The 18,352-nt window shown below is 68.6% G+C and carries 12 protein-coding genes and 2 pseudogenes; 11 read left to right on the top strand and 3 right to left on the bottom strand.

Going from position 1 to position 18,352, the window contains the following annotated elements; translation table 11 throughout:
- The first annotated feature begins 18 nt into the window (after positions 1 to 18).
- Together ACOQPP_RS12780 and ACOQPP_RS12785 are read left to right on the top strand one after the other, a co-directional pair.
- Positions 19 to 1,239, top strand: a complete 1,221-nt coding sequence (locus ACOQPP_RS12780) for an ISL3 family transposase (RefSeq protein WP_420636694.1) — start codon at positions 19 to 21, stop codon at positions 1,237 to 1,239.
- Between the two features lie 353 nt (positions 1,240 to 1,592).
- The gene (locus ACOQPP_RS12785) at positions 1,593 to 6,329 is read left to right on the top strand and encodes a putative Ig domain-containing protein (RefSeq protein ID WP_420636695.1); all 4,737 of its coding nucleotides are present in this window, start codon (positions 1,593 to 1,595) and stop codon (positions 6,327 to 6,329) included.
- A 331-nt stretch (positions 6,330 to 6,660) separates the two neighbouring features.
- On the opposite strand, the gene ACOQPP_RS12790 is transcribed toward ACOQPP_RS12785, so the two are convergent.
- On the bottom strand, positions 6,661 to 6,858 hold the full coding sequence (locus ACOQPP_RS12790) for a hypothetical protein (protein ID WP_420636696.1): 198 nt from the start codon (positions 6,856 to 6,858) through the stop codon (positions 6,661 to 6,663).
- A gap of 309 nt (positions 6,859 to 7,167) precedes the next feature.
- Complete coding sequence (locus ACOQPP_RS12795) at positions 7,168 to 7,500, bottom strand: hypothetical protein (RefSeq protein ID WP_420636697.1); 333 nt, start codon at positions 7,498 to 7,500, stop codon at positions 7,168 to 7,170.
- Between the two features lie 568 nt (positions 7,501 to 8,068).
- Here ACOQPP_RS12795 and ACOQPP_RS12800 point away from each other — a divergent pair.
- From ACOQPP_RS12800 to ACOQPP_RS12830, 7 genes and pseudogenes are all read left to right on the top strand, one after another.
- Positions 8,069 to 8,661 (top strand): annotated as a pseudogene (locus ACOQPP_RS12800) (tyramine oxidase); the annotation flags it as partial.
- Positions 8,662 to 8,709: 48 nt separating this feature from the next.
- Positions 8,710 to 8,952 carry a hypothetical protein gene (locus ACOQPP_RS12805; RefSeq protein WP_419166172.1) on the top strand — a complete coding sequence of 81 codons (243 nt, stop codon included), beginning with the start codon at positions 8,710 to 8,712 and terminating at the stop codon, positions 8,950 to 8,952.
- A 256-nt stretch (positions 8,953 to 9,208) separates the two neighbouring features.
- Positions 9,209 to 10,948: pseudogene (locus ACOQPP_RS12810) on the top strand (serine hydrolase domain-containing protein); the annotation flags it as partial.
- A gap of 816 nt (positions 10,949 to 11,764) precedes the next feature.
- Positions 11,765 to 12,055, top strand: a complete 291-nt coding sequence (locus ACOQPP_RS12815) for a HigA family addiction module antitoxin (protein WP_419163729.1) — start codon at positions 11,765 to 11,767, stop codon at positions 12,053 to 12,055.
- 148 nt (positions 12,056 to 12,203) lie between these two features.
- Positions 12,204 to 12,920 carry an ATP-binding cassette domain-containing protein gene (locus ACOQPP_RS12820; RefSeq protein ID WP_419166112.1) on the top strand — a complete coding sequence of 239 codons (717 nt, stop codon included), beginning with the start codon at positions 12,204 to 12,206 and terminating at the stop codon, positions 12,918 to 12,920.
- On the top strand, positions 12,917 to 13,759 hold the full coding sequence (locus ACOQPP_RS12825) for a hypothetical protein (RefSeq protein WP_419166111.1): 843 nt from the start codon (positions 12,917 to 12,919) through the stop codon (positions 13,757 to 13,759). Before ACOQPP_RS12820 ends, ACOQPP_RS12825 begins: the two co-directional genes overlap by 4 nt.
- A gap of 74 nt (positions 13,760 to 13,833) precedes the next feature.
- Positions 13,834 to 14,247 carry a type II toxin-antitoxin system VapC family toxin gene (locus ACOQPP_RS12830; protein ID WP_419166110.1) on the top strand — a complete coding sequence of 138 codons (414 nt, stop codon included), beginning with the start codon at positions 13,834 to 13,836 and terminating at the stop codon, positions 14,245 to 14,247.
- A gap of 34 nt (positions 14,248 to 14,281) precedes the next feature.
- Here ACOQPP_RS12830 and ACOQPP_RS12835 read toward each other — a convergent pair whose 3' ends face one another.
- Positions 14,282 to 15,070: an SDR family NAD(P)-dependent oxidoreductase gene (locus ACOQPP_RS12835; protein WP_420636698.1), complete on the bottom strand. Its 789-nt coding sequence runs from the start codon at positions 15,068 to 15,070 to the stop codon at positions 14,282 to 14,284.
- Between the two features lie 56 nt (positions 15,071 to 15,126).
- Between ACOQPP_RS12835 and ACOQPP_RS12840 the strand changes: the two genes are divergently transcribed.
- Positions 15,127 to 16,419: an acetylornithine deacetylase/succinyl-diaminopimelate desuccinylase family protein gene (locus ACOQPP_RS12840; RefSeq protein ID WP_420636699.1), complete on the top strand. Its 1,293-nt coding sequence runs from the start codon at positions 15,127 to 15,129 to the stop codon at positions 16,417 to 16,419.
- Between the two features lie 149 nt (positions 16,420 to 16,568).
- Complete coding sequence (locus tag ACOQPP_RS12845; protein ID WP_419164016.1) at positions 16,569 to 18,296, top strand: IS1634 family transposase; 1,728 nt, start codon at positions 16,569 to 16,571, stop codon at positions 18,294 to 18,296.
- Positions 18,297 to 18,352: the final 56 nt, after the last annotated feature.

Genomic DNA, 18,352 nt, shown 5'->3' on the forward strand with positions numbered 1-18,352 from the left:
GCCGGGCGGGACGGCGGCATGGCGGAGAGGGGACTGTTCGAGCGGGCGCTGGGGCTGGAGTGGCCGTGGCGGGTGGAGCGGACGGAGTTCGACGCGGCGGAGCGCCGCCTGGACCTGCACCTGGACTTCGAGGCGGGCGGGACGTTCGACTGCCCCTCGTGCGGGCGGGGGGGCTGCAAGGCGCACGACGCGAGCGGGAAGCGCTGGCGGCACCTGGACTTCTTCCAGCACCGCGCCTACCTGCACGCCCGGGTGCCGAGGGTGAGGTGTCCGGCGTGCGGGGTGAGGCAGGCGAGGGTGCCGTGGGCGGAGCCGGGCTCGGGCTTCACGCTGTGGTTCGAGGCGCTGGCGGTGGCGCTGGCGCGGGAGATGCCGGTCAGGGCGGTGGCCCGCCTAGTGGGCGAGCACGACACGCGGCTGTGGCGGCTTCTGAAGCGCCGCGTGGGGGAGGCCCGGGCGGAGGCGGACTTCTCGTCGGTGCGCGCGGTGGCGGTGGACGAGACGGCGTGCCGGCGGGGCCACGACCACATCACGCTGTTCGCCGACCTGGACCGTTCGCGGCTTCTGTACGCGACGCCGGGGCGCGACGCCTCGGTCGTGAGCCTGTTCCGGGAGGATCTCGAGGCGCGCGGGGGCCGGGCCGGGAGCGTCCGGGACCTCTGCATGGACATGTCCGCGGCCTACATGAAGGGGGCGCGGGAGGCGTTCCCGGAGGCCGGCGTCACCTTCGACCGCTTCCACGTCCAGCGGCTCATGAACCGGGCGGTGGATGAGGTGAGGCGCGCCGAGCGCAAGGAGCGCCCCGAGCTGAACCGCACCCGCTACCTGTGGCTCAAGAGGCGCGGCAAGCTCACCGCCTCCCAGCGCGAGTGGATCGGCGAACTGCTCGATCCGTCGCGGCGGAGCCTGAAGACGGCCCTCGCCTACCGGTTCAAGCTCGCCTTCGAGGCGTTCTGGACCCTCCCGCCCCGGCTGGCCGAGGTCTACCTCGAGAGATGGTGTCTTTGGGCCGGCAAAAGCGGTCTCCAGCCCGTCATCGACGCGGCGAAGACGATCGAGAAGCACTGGGACGGCATCCTCCTCTGGTTCCGCTCGAGGATCGGCAACGGCATGATCGAGGGCATCAACTCGCTCGTCCAGGCCGCCAAGGCCAGGGCCCGAGGCTACCGGACCACCGAGAACTTCATCACCGTCGCCTATCTCGTGTGCGGCAAACTCAACTTCAACCTACCCACCTGAAACAGCGAGGAGCCTATGAACTGCTAAGTTGTTCTTGTGACATTATAAAACTATGCCACAGGCATAGCCCAGTAATATGATTGTCGGATCACTCTGGACGTGCAAGTATTCTAATCTAACATGTTAAAGCCTTCGTCGATGCATATGCGGCGTACGAACCGGATCAGCGCTACACGCTCCCTCCGCAAGTCGCCGCGGTTCGACGCGGCGGCGGCCCGCGCCCTCTTGGGAGGTGCCCACATCGCGAATACGCTGAGTGCCGAGATAGCGACGGGTTACAACTGGGGCGATCTTGAGCTGGTCCCCCCCGAACCGCGCCGCGGCCGCCGATACCTCCGCAAGGCGGGTCGCGAATGACACGCCGCGTCCGGCTCTTCCTGCGTCGTGCGGCTTTAGTTCTAGTCGCGCTGATCGCCTCGTGGAGTGCGGCCTGCGACGACGACGGCGGCGAAGTCACGGGTCCCCGCGAGACGCCGAACCGGAGTCCCGTCGCGGTCGGCGAGATCGCGGCGCAGACTGCGTTCCTCGGCGATACGATCGCGGTGGACGTGTCGAGTGCGTTTCGGGATCCCGACGGCGACCCCCTCACCTTCATGGCCGCCTCCTCGGAGCCGGCTGTGGTCGCGGTCTCCACCGTCGGCAGCGAGGTCACCGCGGTGGGCGTGTCGCGGGGGCGCGCGACCGTGACCGTGACGGCGCGCGACCCGGACGGCGGAGAGGCCCGGCAGAGTTTCGGCGTCGAGGTCCCGAACCGGGGTCCGATGGTGGTGGGGCGGATCGAGCCGCAGACGGTTTTCCTCGGCGAGACCGCCACGGTGGACGCGTCCCCGGCCTTCAGCGATCCGGACGGAGACGAGCTCAGCTTCGCCGCGGCCTCGTCGGACACGGCATCGGTGCTGGCGTCGGTCACGGGTGGCGAGGTAAGGCTGGAGGCGGTGAAGCGCGGGACCGCGACGGTGACGGTGACCGCGCGGGATGCGGACAGCCTCGCGGCCACGCTGAGCTTTGAAGTCGCCGTCCCCAACCGGCCGCCAGCCGCCGTGGGCGAAATCGAGCCGCAGACGGTTTTCCTCGGCGGCACGGCAACGGTAGACGTGTCTGCGGCGTTCGCCGACCGCGATGGCGACACGCTTCACTTCGAGGCCGCCTCCTCGGAGCCGGCTGTGGTCGCGGTCTCCACCGTCGGCAGCGAGGTCACCGCGGTGGGCGTGTCGCGGGGGCGCGCGACCGTGACCGTGACGGCGCGCGACCCGGACGGCGGAGAGGCCCGGCAGAGTTTCGGCGTCGAGGTCCCGAACCGGGGTCCGATGGTGGTGGGGCGGATCGAGCCGCAGACGGTTTTCCTCGGCGAGACCGCCACGGTGGACGCGTCCCCGGCCTTCAGCGATCCGGACGGAGACGAGCTCAGCTTCGCCGCGGCCTCGTCGGACACGGCATCGGTGCTGGCGTCGGTCACGGGTGGCGAGGTAAGGCTGGAGGCGGTGAAGCGCGGGACCGCGACGGTGACGGTGACCGCGCGGGATGCGGACAGCCTCGCGGCCACGCTGAGCTTTGAAGTCGCCGTCCCCAACCGGCCGCCAGCCGCCGTGGGCGAAATCGAGCCGCAGACGGTTTTCCTCGGCGGCACGGCAACGGTAGACGTGTCTGCGGCGTTCGCCGACCGCGATGGCGACACGCTTCACTTCGAGGCCGCCTCCTCGGAGCCGGCTGTGGTCGCGGTCTCCACCGTCGGCAGCGAGGTCACCGCGGTGGGCGTGTCGCGGGGGCGCGCGACCGTGACCGTGACGGCGCGCGACCCGGACGGCGGAGAGGCCCGGCAGAGTTTCGGCGTCGAGGTCCCGAACCGGGGTCCGATGGTGGTGGGGCGGATCGAGCCGCAGACGGTTTTCCTCGGCGAGACCGCCACGGTGGACGCGTCCCCGGCCTTCAGCGATCCGGACGGAGACGAGCTCAGCTTCGCCGCGGCCTCGTCGGACACGGCATCGGTGCTGGCGTCGGTCACGGGTGGCGAGGTAAGGCTGGAGGCGGTGAAGCGCGGGACCGCGACGGTGACGGTGACCGCGCGGGATGCGGACAGCCTCGCGGCCACGCTGAGCTTTGAAGTCGCCGTCCCCAACCGGCCGCCAGCCGCCGTGGGCGAAATCGAGCCGCAGACGGTTTTCCTCGGCGGCACGGCAACGGTAGACGTGTCTGCGGCGTTCGCCGACCGCGATGGCGACACGCTTCACTTCGAGGCCGCCTCCTCGGAGCCGGCTGTGGTCGCGGTCTCCACCGTCGGCAGCGAGGTCACCGCGGTGGGCGTGTCGCGGGGGCGCGCGACCGTGACCGTGACGGCGCGCGACCCGGACGGCGGAGAGGCCCGGCAGAGTTTCGGCGTCGAGGTCCCGAACCGGGGTCCGATGGTCGCGGGTACGATTCCGGCGCAGACCGTGGACGAGGGTGCGACGACGACGGTCGATGCTGCTTCCTATTTCAGCGACCCGGACGGTGACGAACTCGACTTCGGGGCCTCGTCGTCGAACCCCGCAGTCGCCGGCGCCTCGGTGTCGGGCAGCCGCGTGACCATCGACGGCGTAACCGTGGGATCCGCCTCCGTCACGGTTACCGCGCGGGATCCAGACGGCGCCGAAGGACGGCAGAGTTTCGGAGTGACGGTCTGGCGGCCGCCGCCGCCGAACCAGGCGCCGGTGGTGTCGAGCGCGGTCCCGGCGCAGACCGTGACCGAGAACGAGAGCGTCTCGGTGGATCTGGACGGCCACTTCCGCGATCCGGAAGGCGGCTCGCTGGACTACGGCGCGACGAGTTCCGACGAAGGCGTGGCGACGGCGGACATCTCCGGCAGCGTCCTGGCGGTGCGAGGGGTGAGCGAGGGAAGGGCCACGGTCACGGTGACGGCCACCGATGCGGGCGGCCTGAGCGCCGACCACGCGTTCGGCGTGATCGTGAGGCCGCCGCCGCCGCCGAACCAGGCGCCGGTGGTGTCGAGCGCGGTCCCGGCGCAGACCGTGACCGAGAACGAGAGCGTCTCGGTGGATCTGGACGGCCACTTCCGCGATCCGGAAGGCGGCTCGCTGGACTACGGCGCGACGAGTTCCGACGAAGGCGTGGCGACGGCGGACATCTCCGGCAGCGTCCTGGCGGTGCGAGGGGTGAGCGAGGGAAGGGCCACGGTCACGGTGACGGCCACCGATGCGGGCGGCCTGAGCGCCGACCACGCGTTCGGCGTGATCGTGAGGCCGCCGCCGCCGCCGAACCAGGCGCCGGTGGTGTCGAGCGCGGTCCCGGCGCAGACCGTGACCGAGAACGAGAGCGTCTCGGTGGATCTGGACGGCCACTTCCGCGATCCGGAAGGCGGCTCGCTGGACTACGGCGCGACGAGTTCCGACGAAGGCGTGGCGACGGCGGACATCTCCGGCAGCGTCCTGGCGGTGCGAGGGGTGAGCGAGGGAAGGGCCACGGTCACGGTGACGGCCACCGATGCGGGCGGCCTGAGCGCCGACCACGCGTTCGGCGTGATCGTGAGGCCGCCGCCGCCGCCGAACCAGGCGCCGGTGGTGTCGAGCGCGGTCCCGGCGCAGACCGTGACCGAGAACGAGAGCGTCTCGGTGGATCTGGACGGCCACTTCCGCGATCCGGAAGGCGGCTCGCTGGACTACGGCGCGACGAGTTCCGACGAAGGCGTGGCGACGGCGGACATCTCCGGCAGCGTCCTGGCGGTGCGAGGGGTGAGCGAGGGAAGGGCCACGGTCACGGTGACGGCCACCGATGCGGGCGGCCTGAGCACCCGGCAGAGTTTCGGAGTGACGGTCGAGCCGGCCGGCTCGACCAACCAGGCGCCGGTGGTCACGAGTACGATCGCCGATCGTACCGCCATACGGGGCGGTGAACTGCCGCTGCAGGCATACAGGTATTTCTCCGACCCCGATGACGACGAATTGAGCTACAGGGTGGGGACATCGAACCTCGCCGTGGCCTTCGTTCGAATCGCCAGCCCGGCGGTGTTCTATGTGACCGCCGTCTCCGATGGCGAGGCGGAGATTAGGGTTGAGGCGAAGGATCCAGGGGGCCTCACGGCCTCCACATCGTTCACCTTTGCGGTCGGAAACAACGCGCCCCGGGTAAAGACCGAGGCACCGGCCGTGACCTCCTCGCCGGGCCAGACCGACTGGCTGGTCTTGAGTGACTACTTCGAGGAAACCGATGTGGGCGACCAACTCAACTTCTCCGCATCGAGCAACAACTCCGGCGTGGCCAGCGTCTCCATACAGTTCCATGCGATTTACGGCTACCAAGCGAAGGTAGGGGGAGTCACCCCCGGAGAAGCGACCATCGACATGACGGCGACGGATCGCGGGGGGCTGACCGCAAGCACTTCGTCGCTCGTGACCGTCACCGCAAACCGGCCGCCGCAAGTGACGCAGTCGATCGGAAACCAGTCTCTGGCCGTGAACGACACTCTCACGTGGGACCTGTCCCACCACTTCTCGGACCCGGACAATGATGCATTGACCTACACGGCAGCCGGCGGATTCGCGGTGACGGTTTCCGTGTCAGGCGCCACTTTCCAACTGGTGGGGGCGACTGCGGGAGTCTCGCCCGTGCGAGTCACAGCCACGGATCCGGCCGGCCGAACCGCCGAGATCACTTTCCTCGCCAGCGTGTCCGCGTCGCAGTCGATCGAGGGTCTCGCCTCATCGAATCCGCGGCGCCGGCCTCGGATTACGCTACGACACGCCCCTGCCGACGGGGGCGGATCGCTTCGAGCGGGAGTTGACGCCTTCGGCGCGCGATGGGTTCGCTGGACGGAGGCGGTAGCAAAGGATCGTGCGGTACTCGGCGGGGTTCCCCGGTCCGGCCACGGTCGGGCCGACGACGTATTCCTCCTCGTGTCCGCCGACCGTCTCGTAACCCTCGGCCTCGACGAGAGCCCTGAGCCGCTCGATTCGTGGGCTGCTCCGCGTCGTAGCGGCCGATGTGGAGGATCTCCGCGACCGTGCCGTACTCCCCACGTCGCGATCGACGCGGTCACGCCCTCCGGTGGCGTGTGCGGCGGCAGCGAGTCCACCGTCTCGGGGAGGGGTAGCGCGTAGCGCCCGCGCCACTCGCGCCGCGGAAGCCGGTCGAGCCCCTCCTGCCAGCGGGCGCGCGGGACGGGGCGCGTGAAACCGGTCGCCGCCCCGCTCGAGAAGTAGAGCTGGAACAGGAGTCCGAACGCCGCCCCGCCGACCTCGTCGGGGTCACCGGCCGCCCGCACCTCCAGCATCCGCTCGTCGGTCCGCTCGACGATGCGCGGTTCCGCCAGATGCTCGTATTGGGCCGGGTCAACTTCCTGCGCCGCCAGCGGCACCGTGCCCAGCGCCGCCCAAAGGGAGTCTGCCAGGAGTGCGCCCGCCCACCGTGGAACGCGGGCGGTGCGAACGGTCATGGTAAGTCCCGAACGGGGATACCCATGGCTTGAGCCCTTCTGACCATGCGGCGGTCGTAGGAGGCGAGTTCAACGGCGAGGGCCCGGCTCCGCAGGAACTCGATCGAGGAGAGATGCAACGCGTCGAGCGTGTGCACCGCAACGGGAAACGCGTCAAGGGCGCGGGCGACCACTGGCGACGCCAGCTCCAGCAACGCGATTCTACCGATAACGTCGTGCGCGGTGGAGGCGTGGGAAACCGCCAGGTCACGGGTGGAGCTTCAAGGTCTGCGGTAGACCCGGGCAGGGACGTGGGGCGCACGAAGGGGTGGTTACTCGGTACGAACGTCGTGTCCGAACTCCGCAAGGATCGACCGGATCCCGAAGTGAGGTTGTGGTCCGAGGCGAGGTCCGCCGACAGCCTCTTCCTCAGCGAAGTCACGCTCGCGGAGATCCGCTACCGAATCGAACGTCGCGCGCGGGACGAGTTCCGCGACAAGCTGGAACTCTGGCTCGAGCGCACGCTACGGCCCCGGTTCGCAGGGCGCATCCTGCCCGTCGGCGAGGATGTGTGGGTGGGCCTGGCGGTGGATGGTCGAGCGCGGCAAGAAAGAGGGGATCACCTTCAGCCAGCCGGACCTCGTCATCGCGGCCACCGCGGAGGTCCACGGGCTGGTGGTTTGCACGCAGCTCCCCGCCCTCGAGGCGCCTTGGAGGGTGCGAAAGGCCCGGATCCATGAAGCCGAACACCCGACCGCCGCGGCGACCTCGGCGTGTGTTTGCCCGTTCTTGATCCGGTCCCCGATCTCAAGCCGGTCCGATTCGCTCAGCCTCCCGTACTTCTCCCGTTGGCGCATCGCATACCTCCCGGCAGTTGAACAGCCGCTGCCAAGATGTTGCGTTCACCGGTTGAGACCGCCGTCTCCATGCGTCACCTCTGTTGGACAGGCCCAGGGACCGGATCGATCCTTCCTCCCCGCGGGTCCCCCCACCGAGTTGCCAGCGCGCCGGCCCCCGCCCGTCGGACGGCGTCCCCCTCAGGCATGCCCTGCCGGCGGGGTTGCTCTCGCGAATCTGGCCGCTGGATGTTGTTGGGTTCGAATGAGGAGAAGTCCGGACCGGGCCTGGCCCGATTGACTCTCGCCCGGTCATCGTGGCGCGGCGGCGCATGACAAGGATAGACCGATGGCGAATAGCAGCAATTCCACCCCGGCAACTGAACGGGGCAACCATCCGCTCAATCCCCTGACCCCGGCCGAGATCGGGGCCGCTGCCGGGATCGTCAGGGAATGGGGCGGGTGGACGGAGACCACGAGATTCGAATCGATTCGCCTGCGCTATCCCGACAAGGCGCAATGCCGGGCGGAGATCGCCGGCGAGCATGCGCCGTGGCGGCCGCTGATCTGGCGCGCCTCGATTTCGGAGATGGTCGTCCCCTATGGCGATCCCTCCTTCAACCATTATCGCAAGAACGCCTTCGATGTCGGCGAGTACGGCCTGGGCCAGGTCGCCAATCCGCTGAAACTGGGCTGCGACTGCCGCGGACACATCCACTATTTCGACGGCGTGTTCACCCTGACCTCGGGCGAGCCGGTGGTCGTCGACAACGCCGTCTGCCTGCACGAGGAAGACGACGGGATGCTGTGGAAGCATACCGACTACATGACCGACGAAACGGAGCACCGCCGGGCGCGCAAGCTGTTGATCTCCATGGTCGCGACGGTCGGCAACTACGAATACGCCTTCTACTGGACCTTCCATTTGGACGGAACGCTGGAGTTGGAAGTGAAGGCGACCGGCATCATGAACACCCAGGGCCTGAACGCGGTCTCCGGCGTCGCCTACGGCACCGAGATCATGCCGGGTGTCATCGCCCCCAATCACCAGCATCTGTTTTGCGCGCGGCTGGACATGGCCGTGGATGGCGATGCCAACCGTCTGGTCGAGTTGAATGTGGTGCAGCCCCCGATGGACGAGAGCAACCCGAACGGCAACGCCTTCCGGGTCGAGGAAACGGTGCTGGAGAGCGAAGGCGGCCGAACGCGAAACGCCGATAGCGAACGGTTGTGGAAGGTGGAAAGCGCTTCGTCAACCAGAGCGACGGCTCGGATACCATCGCAACCTGGGTCAAGGAAGGCCGGTCGATCAGGGATACCGACCTCGTGCTGTGGCATACATTCGGCCTGCTGCACCTGCCGCGCGGGGTTGAGGACTGGCCGGTTCAGCCGGTCGTCCGCAGCGGCTTCCGCCTCGAGGCCGACGGCTTCTTCGACCGCAACCCGACGCTCGATGTGCCGCCCGGCGCCTGACGTTCGCATGTGTGGAGGAGGATCACGTCTGCGCGGGTCGCGTCGCGCGAAGGCAGGATGTTTTTCGTCGCAAGGAAGCGTTAGAAGCGTGGGCCGGGGCACGCAACTGTCGAACCAGGGCGTATTCCGTTTCATCGCATTCCTCGTCGCTTGCGCGGCGCCGCTCGGGGCTGCGGCGCAGGAGCCGGACCGGACCGATCCGCCTTCTGGCGCCGTGACCGTCGATGTCGAGGCTCTCAAGACCGAGATCCAGAGGATCCTCGACGAGTACGGCATCCCCGGCGCCTCGATCGCGCTCGTGGACAGGAACCGCACGATCTGGGCCGGCGGCGTCGGCAAGGCGGACCTCGCGGCCGGGGTCGACGTGACCGCCGACCACCTGTTCCGGATCGGGTCCATCTCGAAGAGCTTCACGGCTCTGGCCGCGCTTCGGGCGCTCGAGAGCGGGCTCCTCGACCTCGAGACTCCGGTCCGCGAACTCGGGCCGGAGATCGCGTTCACCAACCCGTGGGAAGCGACGCATCCCGTCACGGTCGCGATGCTCATGGAGCACACGACGGGCTTCGACGACCTCCACTTTCCCGAGTGGGCCGTGGTCGATCCCGAGATCAGTCTGGCGGAGGGTCTGGCCGTCCACCCGCACTCGCGCGTCAGTCGCTGGCGGCCCGGCACCCACATGTCCTACAGCAACTCCGGCCCGTCCGTCGCCGCCTCCATCGTCGAGAAGAGCACCGGAACGCCCTTCGAGGAATACGTGCGCGAGCAGGTGTTCCTCCCGCTCGGCATGGAGACCTCGACCTTCTACGTACCGCAGGGGGCGAGCCTCCTGGCGAAGGGCTACGAACCGGACGGGGTCAGCGAGGCGCCCTACGAGCACATCATCATGAGGCCTTCGGGAAGTCTCAACGCGTCGGCGCGGGAGATGGCCCGCTATCTGCGCATGATGATCAACCGGGGCACCCTCGACAGCGTCCGGCTGCTCACCCCCGAGACCGTCACGAGGATGGAGACTCCGACGTCGACGCTGGCCGCGCGCGAAGGCGTCACCCACGGGGATGGCCTCGGCAACACCACCTTGTTCGTCAACGGTCACCACTTTCGCGGACACGGCGGGAGCCTCACCGGATTCCGGTCGAGGAGCGCGTATTCCTCCGAACTCGGCGTCGGTTTTTTCGTGTCGATCAACAAGGGGAGCAGCGGCGGGCTCCCGGACATCGTGAGGCTCCTGGGTGAGCGCCTGACCGAGGGACTCGAGAAGCCCCGGGGCCCGGTCGCGGTCCTTTCGGACGATGAACTGCGGGCGATGACGGGCTCCTATCAGCTCGCGACCCCACGCCAGCAAATCACGTACGGCGTGGACCGCCTTCTCTACGTCCGGCGGATCATCCTGGAGGAGGGGAAGCTCTTTTTGCTACCAACCCTCGGCGGCGGCCGGGAGCTCGTTCCGGTCACGGCGACGAGCTTCCGGTTCGAGGTCGAGCCGGTGGCGACTGTATTCGGGGGCGTCGACGAAGAGGGGAATCGAATCCTCCAAACGGGACGGGATGGCAACTACATGAGGGTCGGGACCGCCCGGCTGCGCTTTCAGCAGGCGGTGGCGCTGACGACGTTCCTGCTCCTGCTCTCGGCCCCCCTGTTCGCGCTGGTGTGGGCGCCGGCCAGGATCTTCGGCCGGATGAAGACGATCCCGCTCCGGACGGTGCTCTACCCGCTCCTGGCCACACTCTCGATCGTCGTCTGGTTCTTCCTGCCAGCCCAGTTCGCATCCTCTCTGGACCTGGGGACGGTCTCGGGGTGGTCCCTCACCTGGTTCGTCGGTTCGCTTGCCTTCGCGGCGCTCACGGCGCTGAGCCTCTTCGTCTCGTTCCGTCGAGACTCCGTGGAGGGGGGTCGGCTCGTCAGGCTGCACAGCCGACTCGTGAGCCTCACGTGCACCGTTACGCTGCTCTACGCGTGGAACGCCGGATGGATCGGGCTCAGAACGTGGGCGTATTGAAGCGGGTGCCGGCGGAACTGGGGCATGCCAAGTGGGTCGGCTACTTGTGCGTCACAACGACGTTGGTGACGCGTAACTTCACGAGGCGCCGGAAGGGGGTCGCCGCTCCGTTGTCGGCCATGAACTGGCCGATCTTCACCTTATGGCCGGATCGTCCTCGTGATGAGTGCGCCCCGGCGTTCCTGCCTGTGGGTGGTTGTTGGAAGTCCCTGTGAAGCCCTATGCCAATTGAAGATCACACTTTCAATTGGCATAGGCCGACACAGGGGCGCCGACACGCCCATCACGGCTCGATATCTCGCACAGTTGCTCCGCGGGCCCGTGGCGACCAGGCCCGTTGTGACGGGAGGGAGGCTTGCGTCCGCGCCCTGGAGTTGGGAGCGTCGGTTACTCGGCCATCTCGTGAACAACCATCGTGGCATCTACAGCTACTGGAGCGTGGAGCCGGAACCGGTCGCCTTCTCTACACCGCCGCATGCCGCGGCGTGACTTGCTCGGTGATCTCGCGACCCGCCTCGATCTCCGTTCGGCGAAGCTCCCAGGCCTCTCAATGACAATCCGGTGAGGGACCGCAGGATCTTCAAGTTGCTGCTCGCGCGCCGGTCCTCAGCCTGAGTCAACGCGGACGACCTCGACGCGGCCCCCGGAGCGCCGTTCGAAGCCGTCGGGCATATTGTCATCCGAGAGGTGATACGTTACACTTCCCATGCAATGATTCTTGGCTTTCGCCACTGCGGCCTCGAGCGTTTGTTCGAGAAGGGAGACCGGAGACGGATTCCCCCGGACTTGACCGACTACCATTAGGAGGCCCGCGACGTGCCGATGAAGAACCCGCCGCATCCGGGCCTGTCCGTGCGCCATGATTGTCTGGAGCCCTTGGGGCTCACCGTGACGGAGGCGGCGCGGAGGCTGGGTGTCAGCCGAAAGCAGCTTTCCGAACTCGTCAACGGCCGTTCGGGCATCTCTCCCGAAATGGCGATCCGTCTGGACAAGGCGTTTGGAGGCGGGGCCGCGACCTGGTATCGCCTTCAGTCGGCCTACGACCTTGCGCAAGCCATGAAGAATGCCGGCCGAATCGACGTGGAGCGGATACCGACTCCCGTTTGAAGAAGAATCGCGGCCATCTCTCCGACAACCTGCTCCTCCGTGAGATCGGCGGGCTGGAATACCCGTTCAGTCCATGGTGTATTTCAGTACATCGCTGAAAACGCGACAACGAGGGAAATCGACCCGGGCGACGAAGAATGAGGAGAACATGACCATCGAAAGCGGACCGGCTGAGCTGAGCCTTCGCACGTTGCGTGTCGGATATCGCCGGGGGCAACCGGTGCTGGGTGGACTCTCCCTCGACATCGTGCCCGGCGAGGTACTCGCGGTGGTGGGACCCAACGGCTCGGGCAAGACGACCCTCTTCCGCACGCTTCTGGGGGTGCTGGCGCCGATTGACGGCGAGGCCACTGTGTCCGGCGCTTGCCCGGCGGACCACCGGCGCCGGCACGGTACCGGCTACCTGGCGGAAGACACGGTGCTCCCATCGCGATGGACATGCGACGGTCTGCTCGCGCTGGCGGCGGCCGCGGCCGGTCCCGAGGCCGATATCGAGCGCGCGTGTCGTCTGGCCGGGCTGGACTTCGACACCCGCGGTCTCGCCGACTCGCTATCCAAAGGGATGCGGCGCCGACTGGCACTTGCCATGGCTCTGATGCGACCGACCGGGTTGCTCTTCCTGGACGAGCCCGAATCGGGACTGGATCCCGGGCAACGCATCCGCCTCCGCAGGCGGATCGAGGAGATTCGCGGCCGGACCACGATCCTGGTCGCCAGCCATGACCTCGGCGAACTGGCGATGATGAGCGACCGCGTGCTCCTGATCGACCAGGGGCGCGGGCGCATCGTGCGGCAACCGGAAGGCGGGTTTACCCGCGAGTTCCTGGAGACGGAGTTCCTCGGGCTGGAAGGGGCGGTGTCATGAACATCGTCAAGGCTTCCCTCCGGAACGCGGTGCGCCGCAAGTGGAAGTTTGCGCTGGTGGTGTTCCTGTTAGGCGCCGGGGTCGTCGTCCTCACGCACGCCTACGACATGGCGGAAACCTTCGAACGTATACAGGCCGTGGGACAGGAGATCGAAAGCGAAGGCGCCGAGCCGTCCGGCGAGCAGGTTGAAGCCATGGCGCGCGGTGCGGCAATGTTCGCCCTCTTCAGCCTGTTGAACCTCGCCTTCGGCTTCGGCACGATCCTCTTCGCCTTCCTCATGCCGGGCGGGATCGTCGCGCACGAGCGACGCAGCGGTGCGATCATGCTGTGGGCGCAACATCCGATGCCGCTGCGCTCCTTCTACCTGCTGCGATACTCCGGCATACAAGTCGCAACTCTCGCCGCTCTCGCGATCTTCGGTCTGACGGGCGCTGTCGCTGCCCTGCCGCCCGGGGCGGCGCCGACCACGGAACTGGGAGGGGTGGCGAGCGTCTGCCTCACCGGTGTGCTCGCGTGCGCGATCAGCTTCGCCATCACCGCGTGCGGCATCCGCCGCGCCGCGCTCATCGGGCTGCTGTACTATCTGCTCTCGGGGGCTGTGGCGTCGCTGCTCCAAAACCCCATCTTAGAGACTTCGACAGCGGCGGAATCGGCCCGGGCCGTACTGCCGTTCGTCATCTTTCCCGCTGGAGTAATAGACGACCTCGTCGCGGGTTTCGGGTCCGGCGTGGCCTGGGACTGGGGAGCGACGGGATTGGCCGTCTATCACTTCGTCCTGTGGACCGGTATCGCGTGGCTCGGCCTCCTCAGGATCGAGAGGCGGCCGCTGAAGCTGTGACGCAGGGAGACCCCTGCCGACTAATGAGACCGCGGCGGAACCGGGAGAGAGCGTGCGCCGATAGCTTGTCACAAGTGTCCGACGCATCGGTTCTCCTCAAGTGGGTTCTTCCGGGCGACGACGAGCAGGACACGGACGCGGCGCTCGCGTTGCGTGACGAAGCGGTCGCCGGAACCCTCGATCTGGTCGTTCCTCAGCTCTGGATCTACGAGGTGGGCAGCACGCTGGCGCGGCGGTTTCCCGATGACGCTGACGAGCTACTGGCGCCGCTGGCCGATTTCGGCCTGACCGAGGCGAGGCTGGATTCCAGGTGGAGAACCCGCGCCGTGTCTCTTTCCGTGACGTACGGAGTCGCATTCTACGACGCGGCGTACCATGCCGTGGCGCTCGGCCTCGGGGGTGTGTTCGTCACGGCGGACGAACGATACGTGCGTCGCGCCTCGAGAGCGGGAGGCATTTCGTCTTTGAGACTCTGGCGAATCCCGTAGCCCGAGACCTGCCGAGAGCCAGGGGCGATCGAGGTCAGCCTGAAGGCGGCGTGTACCTCCCGTCGATGGCGGTCCAGCCGCCGTCGGCGAACAGGACCGTCCCGGTCACGTAGCTGGCGGCGTCCGAGGCGAGGAACACCGTGGGGCCGGCCATCTCCCTGGCGCTGCCCCAACGGTTGAGGATGTTGCGCGCGGCATAGGCGCCGTACCAGTCCGCGTTGTCCTTGATCGGGGCCGTGAGCGGCGTGTCGATCACGCCCGGCGCGACCGCGTTGACCCGCACCCCGTGGGGCCCGAGTTCGGCCGCGGCGACGCGCACCATCTGCACGATCCCCGCCTTGGTGGCGGCGTACATGCTCTGGCCCGGCTCGACCACCACCGACCGGATCGAACTGAAGAGGATGATGGACCCCGATCCCTGCGCGCTCATGATCCGTCCCGCGGCCTGGATGACGTGCGCGCCGCCCTTGAGGTTGAGACCCAGGACGCGGTCGATCTCCTCGTCCGTGTAGTCGAGGAGGGGCTTGCGCACGTTCACTCCCGGGGTGCAGACCACGACGTCGAGCGATCCGAGCGCCGTCGCGATGTCCTCGAATGCGCCGGTGACGGCCGCGCCGTCCATGATGTCCAGGCAGGCCGAGGCGGCCTCTCCCCCCGTCGCGCGGATCGTCGCCGCGGTGCGGGTGGCGGCGTCCGCGTCGATGTCGAGGCAGGACACGTGCGCACCCACTTCCGCACACCCGATGGCGACGGCTTCGCCGATGCCGGCGCCGCTGCCGACGACCGCGGCGGTGCGTCCCTCGAGGCTGAACATCGTGGTCATGGGGAGTCTGGCGTAGTGGGGTTTCGTGTGATGTCGGGGCGGGACAATGTACGGGCATGCACCACGTAAACCCACCTGCCGGCATTCGCCGGGAGGACCGCGTCCTCGCCGAAGTGGAGGCTGCACGCGACGAGATCGTGGCCTTCACGGCGGAGATGATCCGGATCCCCACGGTGAATCCCCCGGGCGCGTGCTACCGGGACTGCGCCGAGCTGATCGGCCGGCGGTTGGGGACGACGCGTCTGTCGGTCGAGTACGTGGAGGCGGAGGGGCGCCCCGAGCACACCGCCGAGTACCCCCGGGTGAATGTGGTGGGGCGGGGGGCAGCCGTCCCGGGACGTCCGCGGCTCCACCTGAACGGCCACTTCGACGTGGTCCCCCCGGGTGACGGATGGACGGTCGACCCGTTTGCGGGCTTGGTGCGCGAGGGGCGCATCTACGGGAGGGGTGCGTCGGACATGAAGTCCGGGATCGCCGCCGCGGTCTTCGCCGTCGAGGCGTTGCGACGGGCGGAAGTCGACCTCGAGGGAGCGGTGGACATCAGTGCCACCGTCGACGAAGAGAGCGGGGGCTTCGCAGGGGTAGCGCACCTGTGCGAAGCCGGGATCATAGCGAGCGACGACACCCGGTACGCCATCATCCCCGAGCCGTTCGGACCCGCCCGCGTGTGCCTGGGGCACCGGGGCGTCTACTGGTTCGACGTCGTCGCGCACGGCCACACGGCCCACGGCAGCATGAGCCACCTCGGCCGCAGCGCCATCGATGACATGGGCGCCCTCCTGGAAGCCTTCCGAACCGGACTCGCGCCCGAGCTCGCTACGCGTCTTTCCGCGCTGCCCGTCGTGCCGGAGCCCTCCCGGCGCCCGTCTCTGAACGTCAACGCGGTCACGGGCGGCCAGTCCGGCGAAGCGACCCAGTCGCCCTGCGTGGCCGACCGCTGCGCGGCCACCTTCGACCGCCGCTTCATCCCCGAGGAGCCCTTCGAGGAGGTCCGCGCCGAAATCGCGCGCCTGGTCGCGTCGGTGGAGGGCGACGACCCGGAACGCCGTTTCACCATCGAGGAGCGCATGGTGGTGCACCCGACGTCCGCGCCGTCCGGCTCGCCGCTCGTGGCCGCACTGTCCCGTTCCGTGGAGACGGTCATCGGCCGTCCCCCGGAACTCGTGGCGAGTCCCGGCAGCTACGACCAGAAGCACTTCGCCGGCATCGCCGGCATCGAGCACTGCGTGGCCTACGGCCCCGGCCCCCTCGAGGAGGCCCACCAGCCGGACGAGTCCTGCGCGGTCGACGATCTCGTGGCGAGCACGCAGGCGCTGGCGCTGGCGGTGCTCGAACTCGTGGGCTTCTAGCCCGAACTTCCGCGTGAATCGGGGCCGCTGCAGGCCGTAACTCGTTAACGGGGAACCGCATACGCGGCTTCATGCGCGGTTCTCGGTACCCATGTAGCGTAAGATGCATAGCGTTGCCACGATGTGTTGTATGCGTTATGTTTATGTCCATGTACGTCGAGCGCGTCCCCAACCGGAACTCCCCGCCCGCCGTCCTTCTGCGCGAGTCCTACCGCGAGGGCGGCAAGGTCAGGAAGCGCACGCTGGCCAACCTCTCGAAGTGGCCCGACGAACTCGTCGAGGGGCTCCGCATCCTCCTGAAGGGGGGCGTCGCGCTTCCCTCGATGGACGACGCGTTCGAGATCCTTCGCTCCCGGCCCCACGGCCACGTCGCCGCCGTCCTGGGCACCCTTCGCGCCCTGGGGCTCGAGAAGCTGCTGGACCGCCGTCCGTCCCGGGAGCGGGCGCTCGCCGTCGCCATGATCGTCGCCCGCGTCCTCGACCCCCGCTCGAAGCTGGCCACCGCGCGCTCGCTTGGCGGGGAGACCATGAGCCACACGCTGGGCGGGGAGCTCGGCGTCGGGGACGCGGACGCGGACGAGCTGTACCGGGCCATGGACTGGCTGCTGAGGCGCCGGGACCGCATCGAGCGGCATCTGGCGGGGAGACGCCTGGCGGACGGCTCGCTGGTGCTGTGCGACGTGACCTCGACCTACTTCGAGGGCCGCAAGTGTCCGCTCGCCAGGCGGGGCTACTCCCGCGACGGCAAACGCGGCAAGCTCCAGATCGTGTTCGCGCTGCTGTGCGACGGAGAGGGGTGTCCGGTGGCCGTCGAGGTGTTCGAGGGCAACACCGCCGATCCGGGTGTCGTCGGCGCGCAGGTGGCGAAGCTGCGCGAGCGCTTCTCCCTGTCCCGGATCGTCTTGGTCGGCGACCGGGGGCTCATCACCGGCGCCCGCATCCGGGAGGAGCTGCGGCCCGCGGGGCTGGGGTGGATCACCGCCCTGCGCGCCGACGCGATCCGCAAGCTCGCCGGCGGCGGCGACCTCCAGCTGTCGCTCTTCGACGAGCGGAACCTCGCCGAGATCGAGTCGCCCGACTATCCCGGGGAGCGGCTGGTCGCGTGCCGCAACCCGCTCCTGGCCGCCGAGCGCGCCCGCAAGCGCGAGGAACTCCTCGAGGCCACCGAACGCGAGCTGGAGAAGGTCGCCGCGGCCACGCGGCGCGAGCGGAGCCCGCTCACCGACCCCGAGAAGATCGCCGTGCGCGCCGACCGCGCCCTGCGATCCCGCAAGGTCGGCAAGCACTTCGACACCGAGGTCGCCGGGGACGGCCGCTTCGCGTACGCGCGCAACGAGGAGCGCATCGCCGCCGAGGCGGCCCTGGACGGCATCTACGTCATCCGCACCAACGTGCCCGCCGACGAACTGCCGGCCGGGGACGTGGTCCGCTCCTACAAGAGCCTCAGCCGCGTGGAGCGCGCCTTCCGAAGCTTCAAGAGCGTCGACCTCAAGGTCCGTCCCGTCCACCACCGCCTCGAGGGGCGCGTGCGGGCCCACGTCTTCCTCTGCATGCTCGCCTATTACGTCGAGTGGCACATGAGACGCGCCCTCGCCCCGCTGCTCTTCGACGACGACGACCCCGACGCCGCCGAGGCCCAACGCGCCTCGCCCGTCGCGCCCGCGAGACCCTCGCCCGCCGCGCGCGCCAAGGCCGCCCGCAAGCGCACTCCCGAGGGGCTGCCCGTCCACAGCTTCCGGACACTCCTGGCCGACCTCGCCACCCTCACCAAAAACCGCGTCCGACCCGTCGCGCCCGGAGCCCCGGCCGCCGACATCCTCGCCCGTCCCACCCCCCTTCAGGCCGAGGCCTTCCGGCTCCTCGGCGTCAAACCGTGACCCGTACCCAGTAGCACCCACCCCCGAAATCGAGTCATGTGACCACGTCGCAACAA

This window comes from Candidatus Palauibacter sp. (genome assembly GCF_965222475.1).
In the GTDB taxonomy this organism is placed as follows: Bacteria; Gemmatimonadota; Gemmatimonadetes; order Palauibacterales; family Palauibacteraceae; genus Palauibacter.

Coding starts and splice junctions, on each gene's coding strand:
- ACOQPP_RS12835 (WP_420636698.1), bottom strand. CDS start 15,070: ATGACCACGATGTTCAGCCTCGAGGGACGCACCGCCGCGGTCGTCGGC.
- ACOQPP_RS12795 (WP_420636697.1), bottom strand. CDS start 7,500: ATGCGCCAACGGGAGAAGTACGGGAGGCTGAGCGAATCGGACCGGCTT.
- ACOQPP_RS12785 (WP_420636695.1), top strand. CDS start 1,593: ATGACACGCCGCGTCCGGCTCTTCCTGCGTCGTGCGGCTTTAGTTCTA.
- ACOQPP_RS12780 (WP_420636694.1), top strand. CDS start 19: ATGGCGGAGAGGGGACTGTTCGAGCGGGCGCTGGGGCTGGAGTGGCCG.
- ACOQPP_RS12845 (WP_419164016.1), top strand. CDS start 16,569: ATGTACGTCGAGCGCGTCCCCAACCGGAACTCCCCGCCCGCCGTCCTT.
- ACOQPP_RS12825 (WP_419166111.1), top strand. CDS start 12,917: ATGAACATCGTCAAGGCTTCCCTCCGGAACGCGGTGCGCCGCAAGTGG.
- ACOQPP_RS12820 (WP_419166112.1), top strand. CDS start 12,204: ATGACCATCGAAAGCGGACCGGCTGAGCTGAGCCTTCGCACGTTGCGT.
- ACOQPP_RS12840 (WP_420636699.1), top strand. CDS start 15,127: ATGCACCACGTAAACCCACCTGCCGGCATTCGCCGGGAGGACCGCGTC.